This is a genomic window from Pseudomonas fluorescens (genome assembly GCF_018614655.1).
Taxonomy (GTDB): domain Bacteria; phylum Pseudomonadota; class Gammaproteobacteria; order Pseudomonadales; family Pseudomonadaceae; genus Aquipseudomonas; species Aquipseudomonas fluorescens_BX.
In genome coordinates, this window is the sequence record NZ_JAGGOG010000016.1 from 101,090 (window position 1) to 119,904 (window position 18,815).

Annotated in this window: 18 protein-coding genes; 9 read left to right on the top strand and 9 right to left on the bottom strand. The window is 59.8% G+C overall.

The genetic code is table 11. From position 1 onward, the window contains the following. Positions 1–77: 77 nt before the first annotated feature. Positions 78–1,181: an NADH:flavin oxidoreductase gene (locus tag J7E41_RS16430; protein ID WP_214994365.1), complete on the top strand. Its 1,104-nt coding sequence runs from the start codon at positions 78–80 to the stop codon at positions 1,179–1,181. Here the strand turns inward: J7E41_RS16430 and J7E41_RS16435 are convergent. Further along, a complete protein-coding gene (locus tag J7E41_RS16435; protein ID WP_214994367.1) occupies positions 1,150–2,352 on the bottom strand; it encodes a glycosyltransferase family 4 protein in 1,203 nt (400 codons plus the stop codon). The two genes, J7E41_RS16430 and J7E41_RS16435, sit on opposite strands and share 32 nt — an antisense overlap. Before the next feature lie 63 nt (positions 2,353–2,415). Next, positions 2,416–3,171 carry a sulfate transporter CysZ gene (cysZ, locus tag J7E41_RS16440; RefSeq protein WP_214994369.1) on the bottom strand — a complete coding sequence of 252 codons (756 nt, stop codon included), beginning with the start codon at positions 3,169–3,171 and terminating at the stop codon, positions 2,416–2,418. Positions 3,172–3,465: 294 nt separating this feature from the next. Between cysZ and trxB the strand changes: the two genes are divergently transcribed. Then, positions 3,466–4,428: a thioredoxin-disulfide reductase gene (trxB, locus tag J7E41_RS16445; RefSeq protein WP_214994371.1), complete on the top strand. Its 963-nt coding sequence runs from the start codon at positions 3,466–3,468 to the stop codon at positions 4,426–4,428. Positions 4,429–4,563: 135 nt separating this feature from the next. On the opposite strand, the gene J7E41_RS16450 is transcribed toward trxB, so the two are convergent. The 6 genes from J7E41_RS16450 to J7E41_RS16475 form a co-directional block, all read right to left on the bottom strand. Further along, positions 4,564–4,905, bottom strand: coding sequence for a HopJ type III effector protein (locus J7E41_RS16450; RefSeq protein ID WP_214994373.1), 342 nt, complete (start codon positions 4,903–4,905; stop codon positions 4,564–4,566). Next, positions 4,898–5,194, bottom strand: coding sequence for a DUF1244 domain-containing protein (locus J7E41_RS16455; RefSeq protein WP_214994375.1), 297 nt, complete (start codon positions 5,192–5,194; stop codon positions 4,898–4,900). Before J7E41_RS16455 ends, J7E41_RS16450 begins: the two co-directional genes overlap by 8 nt. A 24-nt stretch (positions 5,195–5,218) precedes the next feature. Next, on the bottom strand, positions 5,219–5,590 hold the full coding sequence (gene folX, locus J7E41_RS16460; RefSeq protein ID WP_032857710.1) for a dihydroneopterin triphosphate 2'-epimerase: 372 nt from the start codon (positions 5,588–5,590) through the stop codon (positions 5,219–5,221). A gap of 2 nt (positions 5,591–5,592) precedes the next feature. Further along, entirely contained in the window at positions 5,593–6,153 is a 561-nt protein-coding gene (folE, locus tag J7E41_RS16465; protein ID WP_214994376.1) for a GTP cyclohydrolase I FolE, read from the bottom strand. 20 nt (positions 6,154–6,173) lie between these two features. Continuing rightward, on the bottom strand, positions 6,174–6,884 hold the full coding sequence (folM, locus tag J7E41_RS16470) for a dihydromonapterin reductase (protein WP_214994377.1): 711 nt from the start codon (positions 6,882–6,884) through the stop codon (positions 6,174–6,176). Between the two features lie 69 nt (positions 6,885–6,953). Further along, the gene (locus J7E41_RS16475; RefSeq protein WP_214994378.1) at positions 6,954–7,514 is read right to left on the bottom strand and encodes an antibiotic biosynthesis monooxygenase; all 561 of its coding nucleotides are present in this window, start codon (positions 7,512–7,514) and stop codon (positions 6,954–6,956) included. Positions 7,515–7,727: 213 nt separating this feature from the next. On the opposite strand from J7E41_RS16475, the gene J7E41_RS16480 reads away from it, so the two are divergent. After that, positions 7,728–8,663 (top strand): MerR family transcriptional regulator, encoded by a 936-nt coding sequence (locus tag J7E41_RS16480; protein WP_214994383.1) that lies wholly within the window; start codon positions 7,728–7,730, stop codon positions 8,661–8,663. A gap of 2 nt (positions 8,664–8,665) precedes the next feature. On the opposite strand, the gene J7E41_RS16485 is transcribed toward J7E41_RS16480, so the two are convergent. Continuing rightward, complete coding sequence (locus tag J7E41_RS16485) at positions 8,666–9,271, bottom strand: hypothetical protein (RefSeq protein WP_214994385.1); 606 nt, start codon at positions 9,269–9,271, stop codon at positions 8,666–8,668. Positions 9,272–9,482: 211 nt separating this feature from the next. Between J7E41_RS16485 and J7E41_RS16490 the strand changes: the two genes are divergently transcribed. The 6 genes from J7E41_RS16490 (at position 9,483) to J7E41_RS16515 (ending at position 18,793) form a co-directional block, all read left to right on the top strand. Further along, positions 9,483–9,938 carry a flavodoxin gene (locus J7E41_RS16490; protein ID WP_214994387.1) on the top strand — a complete coding sequence of 152 codons (456 nt, stop codon included), beginning with the start codon at positions 9,483–9,485 and terminating at the stop codon, positions 9,936–9,938. A 150-nt stretch (positions 9,939–10,088) separates the two neighbouring features. Beyond that, positions 10,089–10,871 (top strand): class II aldolase/adducin family protein, encoded by a 783-nt coding sequence (locus J7E41_RS16495; RefSeq protein WP_214994389.1) that lies wholly within the window; start codon positions 10,089–10,091, stop codon positions 10,869–10,871. 232 nt (positions 10,872–11,103) lie between these two features. Then, entirely contained in the window at positions 11,104–12,015 is a 912-nt protein-coding gene (locus J7E41_RS16500) for an SDR family oxidoreductase (protein ID WP_214994391.1), read from the top strand. A gap of 503 nt (positions 12,016–12,518) precedes the next feature. Then, complete coding sequence (locus J7E41_RS16505) at positions 12,519–14,309, top strand: DUF1302 domain-containing protein (RefSeq protein ID WP_214994393.1); 1,791 nt, start codon at positions 12,519–12,521, stop codon at positions 14,307–14,309. A 26-nt stretch (positions 14,310–14,335) separates the two neighbouring features. Continuing rightward, positions 14,336–15,703 (top strand): DUF1329 domain-containing protein, encoded by a 1,368-nt coding sequence (locus J7E41_RS16510; RefSeq protein WP_214994395.1) that lies wholly within the window; start codon positions 14,336–14,338, stop codon positions 15,701–15,703. 573 nt (positions 15,704–16,276) lie between these two features. Then, positions 16,277–18,793 carry a LuxR C-terminal-related transcriptional regulator gene (locus J7E41_RS16515; RefSeq protein ID WP_214994396.1) on the top strand — a complete coding sequence of 839 codons (2,517 nt, stop codon included), beginning with the start codon at positions 16,277–16,279 and terminating at the stop codon, positions 18,791–18,793. Positions 18,794–18,815 lie beyond the last annotated feature (22 nt).

Genomic DNA, 18,815 nt, shown 5'->3' on the forward strand with positions numbered 1-18,815 from the left:
CCAATCAATAGTGCTATCCAGCACGTTGCGCACTCCATATTATCCATATCATAAATTCCTTCTTGTGGAGTGCTCCCATGCCTGTCCAAGCCTTGTTCAAACCCTTCCAGCTCGGTGCACTGCAATTGTCGACCCGCGTGGTCATGGCGCCCATGACCCGTTCGTTTTCCCCGGGTGGCGTGCCCAATTCCAAAGTCATCGAATACTATCGTCGCCGTGCCGCAGCGGGTGTGGGCCTGATCATCACCGAGGGCACCGTGGTCGGCCATCAGGCCTCCAATGGCTACCCGAACGTGCCGCATTTCTACGGTGAAGCCGCGTTGGCCGGCTGGAAGAAAGTGGTCGACGCCGTGCACGCCGAAGGCGGCAAGATCGTCCCGCAACTGTGGCATGTGGGCAGTGTGCGCCGCATCGGCACCGAGCCGGATGCCAGCGTTCCGGGTTATGGGCCGACCGAGAAACTCAAGGACGGCAAGGTCGTGGTCCATGGCATGACGGTCCAGGATATCAAGGAGGTGATCGCCGCCTTCGCCCAGGCCGCCAAGGATGCCCAACGCATCGGCATGGACGGTGTGGAGATCCACGGTGCCCACGGCTATCTGGTGGACCAGTTCTTCTGGGAAGGCAGCAACCAGCGTACCGACGAATACGGCGGCAGTCTGGTCAACCGCTCGCGCTTTGCCATTGAATTGATTCAAGCGGTCCGCGTCGCCGTGGGTCCGGACTTCCCGATCATCTTGCGTTTCTCGCAATGGAAGCAGCAGGACTACACCGCGCGCCTGGTACAAACCCCTGAAGCCCTTGGCGAGTTCCTCAAGCCATTGGCTGATGCGGGCGTGGATATCTTCCACTGCTCCACCCGCCGTTTCTGGGAGCCGGAGTTCGAAGGCTCCGACCTGAACCTGGCCGGCTGGACCCGCCAGCTCACCGGCAAACCCACCATTACCGTGGGCAGCGTCGGCCTGGATGGCGAGTTCCTGCAGTTCATGGTCAACACCGACAAGATTGCCCAGCCAGCGAGCCTGGAAAAACTGCTGGAGCGCCTGAACAACGACGAGTTCGACCTGGTGGCAGTCGGTCGTGCGTTGCTGGTGGATCCGGACTGGGCAGTGAAGGTCCGTGAAGGGCGTGAAGGAGATATCTTGCCGTTCAGTCGTGAGGCGTTGATGACCCTGGTATAAGCGGCGGCAGGACGGGCAGCGCCTGCTCGTCCACGCACACTCCACGCAACTGCTGCTCAAACTGCTCGATAATCGCCGGCCATCCCTGACGGCTGGCGTGTTGCCGGGCATTGAGTCGTACCCGCCGCAAGTGCTCGCGCTCGTCCAGCAGCCAGTTGGCGGCGTCACAAAACGCGTCCTCATCCCCGGGCATCGCCAGTACACCGCTGTAGCCATGGCGGATATGCTGGGTTGCGGCCGCTTGATCGTAGGCCACCACGCCGAGCCCTGAGGCCATGGCCTCCAGTACCACGTTGCCAAAGGTCTCGGTGAGGCTGGGGAACAGGAACAGGTCGCCTGATGCGTAATGCCGGGCAAGCTCTTCGCCGCGTTGAGTGCCGCAGAAAATCGCCTCTGGTAGCGCTTTCTCCAACATCACTCGTTGCGGGCCATCGCCGACGATGATCAGCTTTAACCGACGCTGTGGATAAGCGGCCTGCAACGAATCGAAGCAGCGTTTGAGCACTCCCAGGTTTTTCTCCTGAGCCAGGCGCCCAACGTGCAGTACGGCGATATCGTCGTTGCCCACTCCCCAACCTTCACGTAAGTCATTGTCGCGCTTGGCCGGGTGGAACAGCTGGCTGTCGACACCTCTTGCCAGCATGCCCAGTCGCTCGAAGTGGCGGCGCTCCAGTTCCAGCCGTTGGCTGGCGCTGGGCACCAGGGTCAAGGTCGAACGGTTGTGAAACCAGCGCAAGTAGTGGGTCAGCACCCGACTCAACATGCCCAGGCCGTACAGGTTGGAGTACTGCTGGAAATTGGTGTGGAAGCCGCTGACCACGCTGATTCCCAGGCGCCGCGCAGCCCGTAGTGCCGACAGCCCCAGCGGTCCTTCGGTGGCGATGTACAACACATCGGGGCGCTGGCGTTTCCAGCGCCGCAGCAACTTGTGCATCGACGATTGCCCCCATTGCAGGCCCGGATAGCCAGGCAACGGCCAGCCACGGCACAGCAACAAGCCATCGTCGCTGGGCCGGCTTTGATCGCTGCCCTGACGAGGGCGGATCAGCTCCACTTGATGGCCGCGCGCGCGCAAACCGTCACACAGGCGGCCAAGGGTATTGGCCACCCCGTTGATCTCCGGCGGGAAGGTTTCGGTAATCAGGGTGATATGCAGCAAAGCGCTCGTCATGGCCCCAGTGTCGGCGCGGGCCATGTCGTCATTGTGTCATCTGGATGATGGATTTATGACGGCTCAGGCCTTCTTCACTGCCATCGCCTCGGCACCTTGCTCACGCACCCAGAATAGCGTTGCTCCAGCCACTGCCGCCGGCATCATCAGCAGGTTGACCACCGGCACCAGCAGCACCAGATAAACGATCCCGCCGAAGCTCATGCTCTGCCAGCGTTTCTGGCGCAGCCAGGCGAGCATTTCGTTCCAGCCCAGTTTGTGGTTATCCGCCGGGTAGTCGATGTACTGGATCGCCATCATCCACACCCCGAACAGCAACCACAGTGGCGCCGCCACCAGGTTGACCACCGGAATGAACGACAGAATAAACAGGCCGATGGCCCGCGGCAGGAAGTAACCCAGCTTGCGCATTTCCCGTGCCAGGGTACGGGGGACCATGGCTGCCAGCTCGGCCCAACTGAACGGCGGGAAGTCGTCGGTGCCGCGCACCACCACTTCGACCTTTTCCGCGAGAAAGCCATTGAACGGTGCGGCGATGATGTTGGCGAGCATTGTGAAGGTGAAAAACACCATCAGCACCACCAGCACCACGAACAGCGGCCACAGAAGATAATTCAGGAAGCTCAGCCAACTTGGCAGGGTCGGCATCAATGTGTCGACCCACACACTGAACTGATGGCCAGCGAAATAGATCAATCCGACGAACAGTATCAGGTTGATCGCCAACGGCAGCAGGACAAACAGGTGCAGGCCGGGGCTGAGCACCAGTTTGAGGCCTTCGCGCAGATACTGCGGGCCTGAGAGAGCGGGGGCGGACATGGATAACTCCGGTCAAAAGGGCGAACGGGCCGACCTTACCGCCTTTGCCGGAAAGGCGAAAGCTGGGTCGACATGTCGACACTAACGGTAACAAAGGCGTCGATTAATAGAGGCGACTGCATAGAGACCACCTATGAGCTGGATTGTTATTCCGTATTTCCTTAATCTTGCCCCCCTCGATACGCTGCACCCATTATTTTTCAGGATCTTGCGAGTTCAAGCCTTCCCCAAGTGCTTCGCGGTCCTTTTTTATTCCAGCCGTTCTGTTGTCCGGGCGGTCGATAGGAGTGAGTCATGTCTGATACCCGTCATTCGCGAGTGATTATTCTCGGTTCCGGCCCTGCCGGTTACAGCGCTGCGGTCTACGCGGCCCGGGCCAACCTCAAGCCGCTGTTGATCACCGGCATGCAGGCGGGCGGTCAGTTGACCACCACCACCGAAGTCGACAACTGGCCGGGCGATGTCCATGGCCTGACCGGTCCGGTGTTGATGGAACGCATGAAAGAACACGCCGAGCGCTTCGAGACTGAAATCGTCTTCGATCACATCAACGCCGTCGATTTCTCGAAGAAACCTTACAGCCTGACCGGCGACAGCGGCGTCTACACCTGTGACGCGCTGATCATCGCCACCGGCGCCAGCGCTCGTTACCTGGGCCTGCCGTCGGAAGAAGCGTTCATGGGCAAGGGCGTTTCTGCCTGTGCCACGTGCGACGGTTTCTTCTATCGCAACAAACCCGTTGCCGTAGTTGGTGGTGGCAACACCGCTGTCGAAGAAGCGCTGTACCTGGCCAACATTGCCAGCACCGTGACTCTGGTTCACCGTCGCGAGACTTTCCGCGCCGAGAAGATCCTGATCGACAAGCTGCACGCCCGGGTTGCCGAAGGCAAGATCATCCTCAAGCTCAACGCCACCCTGGATGAAGTCCTGGGCGACAACATGGGCGTGACCGGTGCTCGCCTGAAGAACAACGACGGCAGCTTCGACGAACTGACCGTCGACGGCGTATTTATCGCCATCGGCCACACCCCGAACACCTCGCTGTTCGAAGGCGTGCTGGAAGCCAAAGACGGTTACCTGGTGGTGCAGGGCGGCCGTGAAGGCAATGCTACCGCGACCAACATCGAAGGCATCTTCGCTGCCGGCGACGTGGCTGACCACGTGTACCGCCAAGCGATCACCTCGGCCGGCGCGGGTTGCATGGCGGCACTGGACGCCGAGCGTTACCTCGACGGATTGAAGGACGCTTCGTTCTAAACCGTTGAAATGAAAAAACCGGCTGCGAGGCCGGTTTTTTTATGTCTGCGATTTATGCCACACCGCAGCTCAAATGTGGGAGGGAGCAAGTCGAATCGTCGCACCGCCCCTCCCACATGTTGATCTATGTCTGACTCAGGATTTGCGTGTCAGAGGCTGTGCGCTGAATTTCACACCCGCCAACCCATGCTCGATCAACGCACGAATATTGCCGTGGTCACTGCCCTCTGGCGTCGCCATCACCGAACGGTAATGCTCACCAAACGCCAGCAACGCTTCCTGATCGCTCAAGCCTTCCAGCAGGGCCAGGCCCAGGGTCTTGCAAGAGCCTTCGTTCTGGCCGGCAGCGTTTTCCACGCCGCCGTTGGTGAAGGCCTGTGGCTGGTAGTCGTAACCGGCGGCGACAAAGGTCAGGGTATCGGCAAAGGCGTGTTCGCCGCTGTTGAGGCTGGCGCGGAGGGTGTTCAGGTCAGTCATGGGGTTTTCCTTTGGCGAACGCCGCTTGTTGTCCGGCGTTGGCTTCTTGCTGGTATTGGGCTTTCCATTCGGCGTACGGCATGCCGTACACCACGTCACGGGCGTCATCGAGGCTGACCTCGATCTGGCGCTCGTCGGCCTCGGCCTTGTACCACTTGGACAGGCAGTTACGGCAGAAGCCGGCGAGGTTCATCAGGTCGATGTTCTGTACATCCTTGCGGCTGTCCAGATGCGCCACCAGCCGGCGGAAGGCGGCGGCTTCGAGTTCGAGGCGTTGTTGATCGTTCATAGGGCTCACTGCGAATGTAAGGGGTTAGCGACTCGCCGCGAGGGTGATCGACACCGACTCGGCAAAACGTAGCGCATGGGGTTTGTCGACTTCGACTTCGGCGTACAACACTGACTCGTTGCTCATCACCAGGTCCAGCAATTCCTGGGTCAGGCGCTCCAGCAGGGCAAAACGATTGCCTTCCACGTGGGCGATGATTGCCTTGGTGATGGTGCGGTAGTTCAACGCATGGTCGATGTCGTTGTCACGCACCGCGTCCTGGGCTGCGTAGAGGATGGTCAGGTTGATCAACACATCCTGTTTGTTGAGGATTTCGTCCTCGTTGATCCCGATAAAAGTGCGCAAGCACAGGTCCTTGACCCGGATGCGCGCCATGCCTGGTTGAAGTTGTGGCATTGCTACTTGCTCCGTCCAATCAGTTGCAGGAACTCCATGCGTGTGGTGTTCGACTCGCGGAAGGCGCCGAGCATCACCGAGGTGTTCATGGTTGAATTCTGTTTTTCGACACCGCGCATCATCATGCACATATGTTTGGCTTCAATCACTACCGCCACGCCGGCAGCTTGGGTGACATCCTGGATGGCATCGGCGATTTCCCGCGTGAGGTTTTCCTGAATCTGCAGGCGACGGGCAAACATGTCGACAATGCGTGCAATCTTCGACAGGCCCAGCACCTTGCCCGTTGGCATATAGGCGACGTGCGCCTTGCCGATAAAGGGCAGTAGGTGGTGTTCGCACAGGGAATACAGCTCGATGTCGGCGACGATCACCATCTCGTCATTGTCGGAGGCGAACAGTGCGCCGTTGACGATCTCCTCCACGCTCTGGCTGTAGCCATGACACAGATACTGCATGGCCTTGGCCGCGCGCTTGGGTGTGTCGAGCAAGCCTTCGCGCTCCGGGTCTTCACCCAGGCCTTTGAGAATCTCGCGGTAGTGGTGGGGCAGGGACAACGTCATACAACATCCTCGCAAACGGCTTACTTGATATGCCGCCCGCCGTTGACGGTCAGGGTGGTACCAGTGACATAAGGGTTGTCCAGCAGGTAACGCACGCTCTGGTAAATCACCTCGGGCCCTGGCTCGATGCCCAGCGCCGATTTGGCCAGCACTTTGGCACGATACGCCGCATCGTCGCCTTCATTGAACATCACCATGGCAGGGGAGATGCCGTTGACCTTGATATCGGGTGCCAGTTGAGCGGCAAAGGACAAGGTCAGGCTGTCGAGGCCGGCCTTGGTGGCGCAATAGGCGATGTGTTGACGGCTGCCCTTGCGGGTGACGTCGTCGCTGATGTGCACAATATCGGCCGGTCGAGCGCGTTGCAGCAAGTCCGCACAATGCAGGTTGATCAGGTATGGCGCAAGCATATGCACGCTGAACATATCGGTGAAGGCGCGGCTTTCCTCGCCGGGAGTTTCTGCTTCCCAGGCCGAGGCATTGTGGATGATTGCTCGCAGGCGGGTGGTATGTGCCTTGAGCTCATCGATGAAGGTGAGGATACCCACCTCGCTGGAAAAATCGGCGAACAAGGCAATCGCACCGCGCTCGCGCAGGGTCTGCACGCCCGGACGTTCGCTGCGGTAGCTGAAGATTACCGGCTGCCCCTCGTCCAGCAGGCGCAACGCGCAATGCAGGCCGACGCGCTGGCTGGCGCCGGTGATCAGGATCGGGGCAGGAGTAGGCGTCATGACGGGCTCGAATCGCGGGTAGGCGAAAACTATACCAGCGACCGGCCCGCCTTACCTGATGTGCGTAGGTTACGCCGCAGCTTCAGTGGCTTTGACCCGAACCGGTGCAGGCTGCAGCCAGTTCGCCAGCAAATGGGTCGACAGCGGGATAAAGAAATAAACCATCAACGGCGTCAGCGCCAAGGTACTGACCAGTACGCGGTTGAACAGGCCCAGTTCGCCGAGCAGTGGCTCAAGCCCGAAGTTGAACAGCAGCGATACCGGAAAAAATGCCAGCCAGATGGCAACCGCCTGTTTCCAGCGTGGTGGACGCTGGCCGACGGCGCCAAACCAGCCATCGATCCCGCGGACCCGATGTTCTGATGGGTTGGCAAACAAATCACTGCCGCGTCCCAACCAGGCGCTGCGGGATGCGGAAAACTCCCAGACGTGCAGGGTCTGTTCATCGGCGAAACGGAAAATGATCTGGAATTCATCATCGCCCGGTGGCGGAGCCAGTACGCCTGAGCCGAGGTAGCCCGGAAAGTCAGTGGCCAATTGTTCGCCTTCGCGCAGCCAGGCAATCAGGTCTTCATAACGACCTTTGGCCACGCGACGCGCGACCATCAAGGTAACGGGGGAGGTAGACATTGTGTATCTCCAGATGTATGGGCACGCGTAACCGGATAGGTGGCGTACCCAGCACAACCGCGAGGTAGGGCGGTGGTACTGAAAAACAGGCAAGGATTATTCCTGAATTGACGAAATACACCAGTGACGTTGGTCGATTAGGTAGAACCTTGAATAAGGCAGGTGTATAGGCGTTAAATGGGATCCAAAATCACATGGATGTGCTGGCTTCTAATGGCTTCGATTATTGCTTCGCTTGAAGGCCCCAGACTCCCCGGTGTGGTTGACTCCGATGAGCTGTTTCCGATCCGCGAAGTCTCGAGATTGACAGGCATCAACCCGGTCACTTTGCGCGCCTGGGAGCGGCGTTATGGCCTGATCCAGCCCATACGCACCGAAAGAGGGCATCGCCTGTACTCGAAAGCCAATATTGATACCGTTCATCGCATTGTCGACTGGATCGAGCGTGGAGTGGCGGTAAGCAAGGTGGGGAAGATCCTGGCGCGCGACGATACCGTAGAAGATACCGCGGGTCACGAGTGGGCTCAGTGGCAAGCTCAACTGGGACAGGCCGTCCGCGCTTTTGACGAGCGGCAACTGGACCGTTTGTACGATCGGATTTTTGCGGCTTACCCGACTGCGGTGGTGTTCCAGGACATCCTGATGCCGCTTTGGTACCAGCTGTTACGCCATCAGGGCCAATTTGGCCAAGCCAGTGAATGGTTGTTCTTCGACGTCTTCCTGCGTGGCCGGACAATGCAGCGCCTGCAAATGGCGTGTGCTTTGCCGACTCCCCGGGTATTGCTGGCGGCCATGTCCGGGGAGTGCCGCGGGCTGGAGTTGCTGGTAGCCGGTGTGTTGATAAGCAGTGAAGAACTGGCCGTGCAGATTCTGGGCATAGGCCAGCCCTTCGATGAATTGACGCTGATTTGTGAAAAGGCTCGTCCTCAGGCGATGGTGGTGTTCTCTAATCACTCACCGACCCATGACCTTCCTCGGCGCCTGAACCGGCTGGCGCTGACCCTCGAATGCCCGCTGCTGCTGGCCGGTGATGCCTCAGACCTGGTGCAGGAGGCCCTGGCGGGCTCGCTCATTGGCTGCCTGGGAAATGATGGACGCTTGATGCAGCGGCGATTGCAAGAGTTTCTCAGCGGTACCCTGGATACCTGAAGTCAGGCATGAACGTCCGGATGCGCCAAGCGGTGCTGCTGCAGGATGAACTGGCGCAGGCGCTCGATTTCATCCACATCCCCCTGATTCAGGCGATAGGCAAACAGTCCTTGGGCGTTTTCGCGCTCCAGGGTGCCGCGCACGGCGATGCGCTCGTAACCGGACGGGCTGAACCATAGAGAAAAGGTTTTCGGCGCCTTGGCCCGGCCGCGAACCTCCAGCAGCAATCCCTTGAATGACACCTCACACACCCATAATGAACCTGGATGGCCCTTGATATTCTCAAGGGCTACTGGCTCCTCGAGTGCCAGGCGCCACGGACGGATCATCGGCCCGTCTTCGAAAATGCTCGGTACGCCCAGGCGCAAATGCACCGCATGAAACTCGTCTTCCACCAGTTGCAGCGGAAAGGTCATTTGCTGGTTGTCGAATTGGGCCTGGATAGTGACGTGTTCGTGGGCGGCCAAGCGGGTGAGCAGATCGCGAATCTGCGCACCGCCATTGACCGTCAGGCTCGACGACGCGTCCCGCATGTTGAGTTGCGGGTTGTGGTGCAGGGTCTGAATGAAATCCAACTCGTCCTGCGTCAAAAGCGCGTCGCGTTGCATTGATCTGGCTCAAAAAAATGTGGCAAAAAGCGATTATCGCCTTAAGAAGACCGCACTTTCTAAATTTTGTTAGATCCGCTCGTCGCCTTGAGCGCGGTCAACCCAGCCAGTGTCTCGGCCACCTTTGCACAGGGTCTTGCAGGGCATTCGCTGAAAGCGTCGCCGTAGCTGCTAATATCCCAGGCTTTTACTCAGCTACAGGATCAGATTGATGAAAGTCGCCATTCTTTCCGGCTCGGTGTACGGCACGGCTGAAGACGTCGCCCGGCATGCAGCAAGTATCCTTAAAGACGCAGGTTTTGAGGCCTGGCATAACGCCCGGGCCACCTTGGCGGATGTGCAGGCCTTCGCCCCGGATGCCTTTTTGGCCGTGACGTCCACCACCGGCATGGGCGAATTGCCGGACAACCTGCAACCGTTGTATTCGATGATCCGTGATCAGTTGCCCGTCGCCTGGCGTGGCTTGCCGGGCGCGGTGATCGGCCTGGGCGATGCCAGCTACGGTGACACCTTCTGCGGCGGTGGCGAGCAAATGCGTGAGCTGTTTGCCGAGTTGGGTGTTCGAGAAGTGCTGCCGATGCTGCGCCTGGACGCCAGCGAAAGCGTGACCCCGGAAACCGACGCCGAGCCATGGCTGGCTGAGTTGGTTGCTGCGCTGCGCGGCTGACACGCATTGAGCAAATTGAAACTATGCTGAGTGCTGACCCGCTCGGCCATCAAGCTGGCTGCCAATGCAACTACGCCAGCCCTCAGGGCTGACTAGACTGGTCCTTCATCCTCAAAACAATAAGAACTCCACACCGTCGAGGTCATTGCCGTGAGCCTAGCCCCCGTTCAATCGACACAGAGTGTAAAAGACCAGGTCAGCGCCGCCGAATGGCAGACCCGCGTCGACCTGGCCGCCTGCTATCGCTTGGTGGCCATGCATGGCTGGGACGATCTGATTTTCACCCACATCTCGGCCAAAGTGCCGGGCACCGAAGATTTCCTGATCAACCCGTTCGGGCTGATGTTCCACGAGATCACGGCGTCGAGCCTGGTCAAAATCGATCAGGCCGGCAATAAACTGATGGACAGTCCCTACGAGATCAATCCGGCGGGCTACACCATCCACAGCGCGGTGCATGAAGTGCGGCACGACGTGGTGTGTGTCTTGCACACCCACACCGCGGCCGGCGTTGCTGTCTCGGCGCAGAAGCAGGGCGTATTGCCCATCAGCCAGCAGTCGTTATTCGTGTTATCCAGCCTGGCCTATCACGCCTACGAAGGTGTGGCGTTGAACCCCGAGGAAAAAGCCCGGTTGCAGGCCGACCTGGGGGAAAACAACTTTCTCATGCTGCATAACCACGGGCTGCTGACCTGCGGCGGCACCATCGCCGATACTTTCCTGATGATGTTCACCTTCCAGCGGGCCTGCGATATCCAGGTGCTGGCGCAAAACGGCGGCGCCGAGTTAATCGCCATCGAGCCGCCAATCCTGGCGGGTGCCAAGGCAATGATCGCTGGCGTCACCAAAAGCGCTCAGGGCATGGGCGGCGCATTGGCCTGGCCGGCGCTGTTGCGCAAGCTGGACAAGCAAGACCCTGGATACACAGCCTGATGCCACTGGCCGAGACGACTCCTCTCAGCGCCTGGCGCAAACGTGGCCAGTGCTTTGTGTTTCGTGGTCGGCGTTTCGCCAGCGCATCGCGTTGATGGCGCCACGCGTGGCCTGTTCCTGACAATCATCCCTGCGCCTTATCGCGCACCATTCAGCCTCAACCGTGTTTATTGTGACCACAAGCCCGGTGCCGGACACTCAACCCATTCCCCTATCGTCCCAGGAGTTTCGTATGAGTGAGTCTGTGCAGTTCAAGGATAAGGTCGTGATCGTCACCGGCGCTGGCGGTGGGTTGGGCCGGGCTCATGCGCTGCTGTTCGCCAAGCACGGTGCCAAGGTGCTGGTGAACGACCTGGGTGGCTCGGCCCAGGGCGAAGGCGCCAATGCGTCGGCGGCCGACCGCGTGGTAGCCGAGATCCGTGAGGCCGGCGGCATTGCCGAAGCCAACCATGATTCGGTCACCGACGGCGATAAGATCGTACAGAACGCCCTCGACGTTTTCGGCCGCATCGACGTGGTGGTGAACAATGCCGGGATCCTGCGGGACAAGACCTTCCATAAAATGGACGATGGTGACTGGGACCTGGTTTACCGAGTGCATGTCGAAGGCGCCTACAAAGTCACCCGCGCCGCTTGGCCGCACCTGCGCGAGCAAGGTTATGGGCGCGTCATTTTCACCGCGTCAACGTCCGGGATCTACGGCAACTTCGGCCAGTCCAACTACGGCATGGCCAAGCTCGGTCTGTATGGTTTGACCCGTACCCTGGCGCTGGAAGGGCGCAAGAACAACATTCTGGTCAACGCCATTGCGCCTACCGGTGGCACGCGCATGACTGAAGGCCTGATCCCGCCGCAAGTGTTCGAGCGTCTCAAGCCGGAACTGGTCAGCCCGTTGGTGGTGTACCTGGGCAGCGAGGCCTGTCAGGAAACGTCTGGCCTGTTTGAAGTCGGTGGTGGCTGGATCGGCAAGACCCGTTGGGAGCGCAGCCTGGGTGTGGGGTTTAACCCTGAAGCGGGTTTCTCCCCGGACGATGTGGCCGCGCACTGGCAGCAAATCTGCGACTTCGAAGGCGCCGCCCATCCCCGGGACAATATCGAAGCCTTGAAGGAAATGATGGCGAACCTGCAGAAGTATGCCCTCTGATCGTTGCATGAACATTATTTAATAAAGCGGGGCGCGTGGGGCGCCCCGCTTTATTTCAGGCATAAAAAAGGCCGCTGCAAAAGCAGCGGCCGAAGTAAGACGTTGGATCAAGGAGCGATAAATCAACGTCAGTAAACATCGGTAACAGACTGAAAATAATGGCCAATCCGTTTGAATTCGGCTTTCTGTTGCCTGGCGGGCGCACACTGGGAAGCGTTCGTTTGCCGTGAAAGCCAGATAAGCATAGTCGTTTGTTACAGAGTGAAAAACACCAATTCGAGACAAGGATTGTTACCAAATCAGCAACAGTCATGGGGTGTTCCCCTTCTTCATCCATCCCCTTGATAACCCGCCATCCACCCAATCGATACCCTCGCCAAAACCCCGCTCGGCGCCCCCTCTCATCCTTTCGAGCGACAACACGAATACCTCCTTGGTGCGCTTATCGCTCCTGATGCGGGGCAGTAGGGTGGGGCCTTCTGTCACACCACCGGGGAAGACGCATGACAAAAACAACAATGCGCGCCATCTTCAGGCCACAGGCGCTGGCCGCTGCGGTTGCTTTGGGTTGCTGTGCCCAGGCACAGGCTGTTTCGTTCAACATTGGGGAAATCGAAGGGCAATTCGATTCCTCGCTCTCGGTGGGTGCCAGTTGGGGCATGCGCGATGCCGACAGCAAGCTGGTGGGGATTCCCAACGGCGGCAGGGGACAAGCCTCGACTGGGGACGACGGTCGGCTGAACTTCAAGAAAGGCGAAACCTTCTCCAAGATCTTCAAGGGCCTGCACGACCTGGAGCTCAAGTACGGCGACACCGGTGTGTTTGTCCGTGGCAAGTACTGGTACGACTTCGAGCTCAAGGATGAAGACCGCGAGTTCAAGCAGATCAGCGACCACAACCGCAAGGAAGGCGCCAAATCCAGCGGTGCGCAGATCCTCGATGCCTTCATTTATCACAACTATTCCCTGGGCGATCTGCCGGGCACCGTGCGTGCCGGTAAGCAGGTGGTCAGTTGGGGCGAAAGTACCTTCATCGGTAACTCCATCAACAGCATTAACCCCATCGACGTCTCAGCCTTTCGCCGTCCGGGCGCCGAGATCAAGGAAGGCTTGATTCCGGTCAACATGTTGTTCGCCTCCCAGACCTTGACCAACCAACTGACCGTGGAAGGGTTCTATCAGTTGGAGTGGGACCAGACGGTGCTGGATAACTGCGGTACCTTCTTTGGCGGCGACGTAGCGGCTGACGGCTGCAATAACAACTACACCGTCGGCAGCCCGGCGATCCGACCGCTGCAACCGGTGGCCGCGGCATTCGGCCAGGGGTTCGACGTGACCAACGAGGGTGTGATCGTCCATCGTGCCGGCGACCGTGATGCCCGGGATTCCGGCCAGTTCGGCGCGGCTTTACGCTGGCTGGGCGATGACACCGAGTACGGCTTGTACTTCATGAATTATCACAGCCGCACACCGACCGTGGGGACGATCACCGCCAACACCAACCTGGCGACGATCGGAGGCATCATCAATGCCGCCAACCGCATCGCCCCCGGCACTGGCGCCGGGCTGGCCCAGAGCGTGATGCTCGGTCGCGGCCAGTACTACCTCGACTACCCGGAAGACATCCGCCTGTACGGCGCCAGTTTCTCCACCACCTTGCCCACCGGCACGGCCTGGACCGGGGAAGTCAGCTATCGGCCCAATGCTCCCGTACAACTCAACACCACGGACCTGACGCTGGCCTTGGTCAACCCGATTGCCGGCAACGCCGCCTCACCGATCAGGAGTTCGTTCGGCGCGGATAACGCGGGCTACCGACGCAAGGAAATCACCCAGATCCAAAGCACCATGACCCAGTTCTTCGACCAAGTGCTGGGCGCCGAACGCCTGACTCTGGTGGGTGAAGCGGCCATCGTGCACGTGGGTGGGCTGGAAGCGAAAAGCAAGCTGCGCTACGGCCGCGATTCGGTCTATGGGCAGTACGGTTTTGGCGGCGATACCGATGGCTTTGTCACGGCGACCTCCTGGGGTTATCGCGCCCGGGCGATCCTCGATTACAACAACGTGATCGCCGGAATCAATCTCAAGCCCAACCTGTCCTGGTCCCATGACGTCAGTGGTTATGGTCCCAACGGCCTGTTCAACGAAGGGGCAAAGGCCATCAGCGTCGGCGTCGATGCCGACTACCGCAACACCTATACCGCCAGCCTGAGCTACACCGACTTTTTCGGCGGTGACTACAACACCCTGACCGACCGTGACTTCCTCGCCCTCAGCTTCGGCGTGAACTTCTGATTTGGCTTAAAGAAGGACAAAAGACTATGCATAAGATGATTTTGCAGTGCGGCGTATTGGCCCTGAGCCTGCTGGCCGCCAACGTGATAGCGGCGGTATCGCCGGAGGAAGCGGCGAAGCTGGGCACTAGCCTCACTCCCGTGGGTGCCGAGAAAGCTGGCAACGCCGACGGTTCGATCCCGGCGTGGACCGGTGGCATCCCGAAAAACGCTGGCGCGGTGGACAGCAAGGGCTTCCTGGCCGACCCGTTCGCCAATGAAAAACCCCTGTTCGTGATCACCGCCGCTACCGTCGATAAGTACAAGGACAAACTGTCCGACGGCCAGGTGGCGATGTTCAAGCGCTATCCCGAGACCTACAAAATTCCGGTCTACCCGACCCACCGCACGGTCAATCTGCCGCCGGAGATCTACGAGTCGATCAAGCGCAGTGCGTTGAACGTCAAGGCCATCAACGACGGCAACGGCCTGGAAAACTTCACCGGTAACCGCTACTACGCGTTCCCGATTCCGAAGAACGGCGTCGAGGTGCTGTGGAACCACATCACCCGTTACCACGGCGGCAATCTGCGGCGGATCATCACCCAGGCCACGCCGCAGACCAACGGCAGCTACACGTCGATTCGCTTTGAGGAAGAAGTGGCGGTGCCGCAATCGATCCCGGATATGGACCCGGCCAAGGGCGCCAACGTGTTGAGTTTCTTCAAGCAATCGGTAACGGCTCCGGCTCGCCTGGCGGGCAACGTCCTGCTGGTGCATGAAACCCTCGACCAAGTGAAAGAGCCGCGCCTGGCCTGGATCTACAACGCCGGCCAGCGTCGTGTTCGCCGTGCGCCGCAAGTGTCCTACGACGGGCCAGGCACAGCTTCCGATGGTCTGCGTACCACCGACAACTTCGACATGTTTTCCGGCGCCCCGGACCGCTACGACTGGAAGCTGGTGGGCAAGAAGGAAATGTACATCCCCTACAACAGCTACAAGCTCGACTCGCCCGCCCTCAAATACGACGACATCATCAAGGCCGGGCATATCAACCAGGACCTGACCCGTTACGAACTGCACCGGGTCTGGGAAGTGATCGGCACGGTCAAGCCGAGCGAGCGGCACATCTACGCCAAGCGCCACATGTACATCGACGAAGACAGCTGGCAAGTGGCGCTGGTGGATCACTATGACGGTCGTGGCCAACTGTGGCGCGTCGCTGAAGGGCATGCCCAGTTCTATTACGACCACCAGGTGCCGGCCTACACCGTCGAAACCCTGTACGACATCATTGCCGGTCGCTACATCGCCCTGGGGATGAAGAACGAGGAGAAACACAGCTTCGAGTTCGGCTTTGCGGCCAAGGCGGCGGACTACACACCGGCGGCGTTGAGGGCCTCGGGCGTACGCTGATCCTCGTTTGAAATACGATCAAAATGTGGGAGGTCCCACTACCTCTTCGACGTAGCGCTGTCGCGCAGCAAACTGGGACCTCTGTGGCGAGCGGGCTTGTCCCGCGTTGGGGTGCGAAGCGCCCCTGATGAAGACGAATGCGGTGTATCAGGCACTCCTCTGCGCCTGGTTTTGGGGCTGCTGCGCAGCCCAACGCGGGACAAGCCCGCTCGCCACAAGAATGCGGTCGCCTGAAATTGTTTATGCAGGACTCAAGACTTTAGGGTGAAATTTTAACCCTTTAAACTCAGTAAATTATTTTAAGTTTGATAAGAGCGGGCTTGTGTGGGAGCGGGCTTGCTCGCGAATGCGGTGGGTCAGACAACACATCTGCTGACGGATACACCGCCTTCGCGAGCAAGCCCGCTCCCACATTTGACCGCGTTCCACATTCAGGTCCCATGCCGGGACCCTTCGGGCGCCCGGCATTTTTTATGCCCGGCAATCAGCCTGCTGAATACTCCTCAACAACCACCCACCACAGGACTAGGGTAGGAGGCACGCCGCCTAATAATAAAAAACAGGGACGCTGCAATGACCGCCATGACCCGTTGTCTGGACCGTCCTGGATTCATGCCCCGTTTGTCTTCCCACCATCTGTTACGCCCGCGTTTGGCCGAGCCTTTGCTCACGGCACAGGCGCGGGTGAAGTTACTCTGTGCACCGGCCGGCAGCGGCAAGAGTGCCTTGCTCGCCGAGTGCGCGTTACAGGCGCCCACTACGTGCCAGGTGTATTGGCTGCCCTTGAACGGTGCAGCCCTCGGCGCCCGCGATTTGTGCCAGCGCCTGTCGCAAAGCCTCGGCTTGGTGTTTGTCGATGAAGCGACATTGTCGATGGATCTCAGCCGTTGGCAGGGCACGGCCTGGGTCTTCCTTGATGACTATTGCCGGGTTCCAGCTCCGGAACTGGATGCCTTGCTCGACCGCTTGCTGGTCGCCAGCAGTCCAGCCCTGACCTGGTGGTTGGGCGCACGGCGACGGCCGATGTGCAACTGGCCCCGGCTGCTGCTCGATGATGAGTTGTGGGAATGCAGCGGCGCGGAAATGGCCTTTGATCAGGCCGAAATCCAGCAATTGACCACCCGCTGTCCCCACGCCCGGCAAATCGCCGACAAGGTGCTGCACTTCAGTGCGGGTTGGTGTGCTGGCGTGCGCATCGCCCTGCTTGAAGCGGATGGGCATCCGGACAAAACGCTGCTCGATTACCTGCAGCATGAGCTGTTCAGCACGCTGACACCTGAGCTGGCCGAAGCCTGGCGCGTGTTGGCGCACTTGCCGCGTTTCAATCCTGGTTTGTGTGAGCACCTGTTCGGTTTTGGTGATGGCGCCGACTACCTGCGGGACTTGCAGACGTTGGGCGCCTTTATCGAACCCTGGGAGGATTCCCCCGACTGGCTGCAAGTCTTCCCGCCCCTGGCGCAGCGGCTGCAGAACGAGCCCTGGCCGGCCAAGCGTTCCTGGCACCGGCGCGCCTGCCAATGGTTCACCTTGGCCGAGGATTGGCAGGTGGCGTTCGAGCAAGCGCTATTGGCCGAGGAGTACGAAGTGGCTGTCAGCCTGCTGCGTCATTTCAGTTTTGAGGATCTGTTCCGCCAGCAAAACGCGATGCTGTTGTTGCGTCTGCATGAGCAGCATGGTGATGAATTGATGCTGGGTTCTGCGCAGTTGGTGGGGCTGGTGACGGCGGCGCTGTTGTTTGCCGGACGCTTCGATCAGGCGGCGCAATGTGTCGACCAGTTGGCACGGTTCACACCGCAGCCGACCGCGCAATTGCAGCGTCAGTTGTTGGCCCGTTGGCAGGCGCAGTGGGGTTGGTTGTTGCATCTGGGGGGCGAGGCGTTGCGCGCCCGTGAGCACTTTCTCGAAGCCTTGGCGTATCTGCCGGACGGTGCCTGGACATCGCGCTTGATGTGCTTGTCCGGGCTGACCCAACAGGCCTTGTTGCGGGGCGAGCTGGACGTGGCCCAAGGCTTGAACCGAGAAGCGCTGTGCCTGGCCAGGTCTCATGGTTCATTGTTGCTGGAGGCGCTACTGGAACTCGATCATGCCCAGTTGTTGGAGCAGCGTGGTGCGCCTTATCGAGCCCAGAGTTTGCTGGAAAATGTCCAGGCGATGTTGGCCAGGCAACGCCTCAAGGCTGGGCCGTTGGTGGGAAGAATTGCCCTGCGGCGTGGGCATCTGGCCTTGCGCCAGGGGCACGATGCCGTGGCCGCAGAATGCTTCGAGGCGGGGTTGGGCATCTGTCTGCACAGCCAGGACAAGCGTGTGCTGTACGGTTTTCTCGGGCTGGCGTTGCTCGCGGCGAACAAGGGTGATTATGCCCAGGCGTTTATCCAACTGCGGGACGCTGAACGCTTGATGCAACAGCGGCAGGTGCCGGACACCGTGTACCGGGCCGTGCTGTTGTTGCTCAGCGGGCATTTCTGGCTGCAGCAGGGGCGTGCCGAGTTGACCCTGGAGGCGGTGACTCGCGTGCTGCGTCACTACCGTGGGCCGAAGGCGAAACAGGCGCCGCCGGCCACGCTGGAATTGATTCCGCGCCTTGAGTATTTGCAGGTGTTGGCCGAGGTGAAGTTAAGCCGTTTTGATGCGCCCATCATGCGGCTTAACGCCTTGCTTGAAAGCGCCCACCAACGGGGCATGCTGTGCCTTGAGGCTGAATTGCATCTGGTATTGGGGGAGGTGGCCTGGCAAATGGCCGATCGGCCGTTGGCCTTGCGCTCATTGGAAGTCGGGCTGGAACTGGCGGGCCGTTGTCAGGTGCAGCAGGCGATTCGCGAATTGCGTTTGCGCCAGCCGGGGTTGTTGAGTGAGTTTGGGCTGGAGCCTCGGGAGTATCAGGCGTGTGTCGGGGACAATCCCCTCAGTCAGCGGGAGCTGGAGGTGTTGCAGTTGATCGCCTTGGGTAACTCCAACCTGGAGATTGCCGACCAACTGTTTATCTCGCTGCACACGGTGAAAACCCATGCGCGGCGCATACATAGCAAGTTAGGAGTGGAGCGGCGGACTCAGGCGGTGGCGAAGGCCAAGACGTTAGGTTTGATGGCCTGATCGCCAATCTCGAAATCAACGC

Coding starts and splice junctions, on each gene's coding strand:
- J7E41_RS16430 (WP_214994365.1), top strand. CDS start 78: ATGCCTGTCCAAGCCTTGTTCAAACCCTTCCAGCTCGGTGCACTGCAA.
- J7E41_RS16435 (WP_214994367.1), bottom strand. CDS start 2,352: ATGACGAGCGCTTTGCTGCATATCACCCTGATTACCGAAACCTTCCCG.
- J7E41_RS16450 (WP_214994373.1), bottom strand. CDS start 4,905: ATGACTGACCTGAACACCCTCCGCGCCAGCCTCAACAGCGGCGAACAC.
- folM (WP_214994377.1), bottom strand. CDS start 6,884: ATGACGCCTACTCCTGCCCCGATCCTGATCACCGGCGCCAGCCAGCGC.
- J7E41_RS16505 (WP_214994393.1), top strand. CDS start 12,519: ATGACAAAAACAACAATGCGCGCCATCTTCAGGCCACAGGCGCTGGCC.
- J7E41_RS16490 (WP_214994387.1), top strand. CDS start 9,483: ATGAAAGTCGCCATTCTTTCCGGCTCGGTGTACGGCACGGCTGAAGAC.
- J7E41_RS16515 (WP_214994396.1), top strand. CDS start 16,277: ATGACCGCCATGACCCGTTGTCTGGACCGTCCTGGATTCATGCCCCGT.
- J7E41_RS16475 (WP_214994378.1), bottom strand. CDS start 7,514: ATGTCTACCTCCCCCGTTACCTTGATGGTCGCGCGTCGCGTGGCCAAA.
- folX (WP_032857710.1), bottom strand. CDS start 5,590: ATGCCACAACTTCAACCAGGCATGGCGCGCATCCGGGTCAAGGACCTG.
- trxB (WP_214994371.1), top strand. CDS start 3,466: ATGTCTGATACCCGTCATTCGCGAGTGATTATTCTCGGTTCCGGCCCT.
- J7E41_RS16500 (WP_214994391.1), top strand. CDS start 11,104: ATGAGTGAGTCTGTGCAGTTCAAGGATAAGGTCGTGATCGTCACCGGC.
- folE (WP_214994376.1), bottom strand. CDS start 6,153: ATGACGTTGTCCCTGCCCCACCACTACCGCGAGATTCTCAAAGGCCTG.
- J7E41_RS16455 (WP_214994375.1), bottom strand. CDS start 5,194: ATGAACGATCAACAACGCCTCGAACTCGAAGCCGCCGCCTTCCGCCGG.
- J7E41_RS16485 (WP_214994385.1), bottom strand. CDS start 9,271: ATGCAACGCGACGCGCTTTTGACGCAGGACGAGTTGGATTTCATTCAG.
- J7E41_RS16480 (WP_214994383.1), top strand. CDS start 7,728: ATGGCTTCGATTATTGCTTCGCTTGAAGGCCCCAGACTCCCCGGTGTG.
- J7E41_RS16510 (WP_214994395.1), top strand. CDS start 14,336: ATGCATAAGATGATTTTGCAGTGCGGCGTATTGGCCCTGAGCCTGCTG.
- cysZ (WP_214994369.1), bottom strand. CDS start 3,171: ATGTCCGCCCCCGCTCTCTCAGGCCCGCAGTATCTGCGCGAAGGCCTC.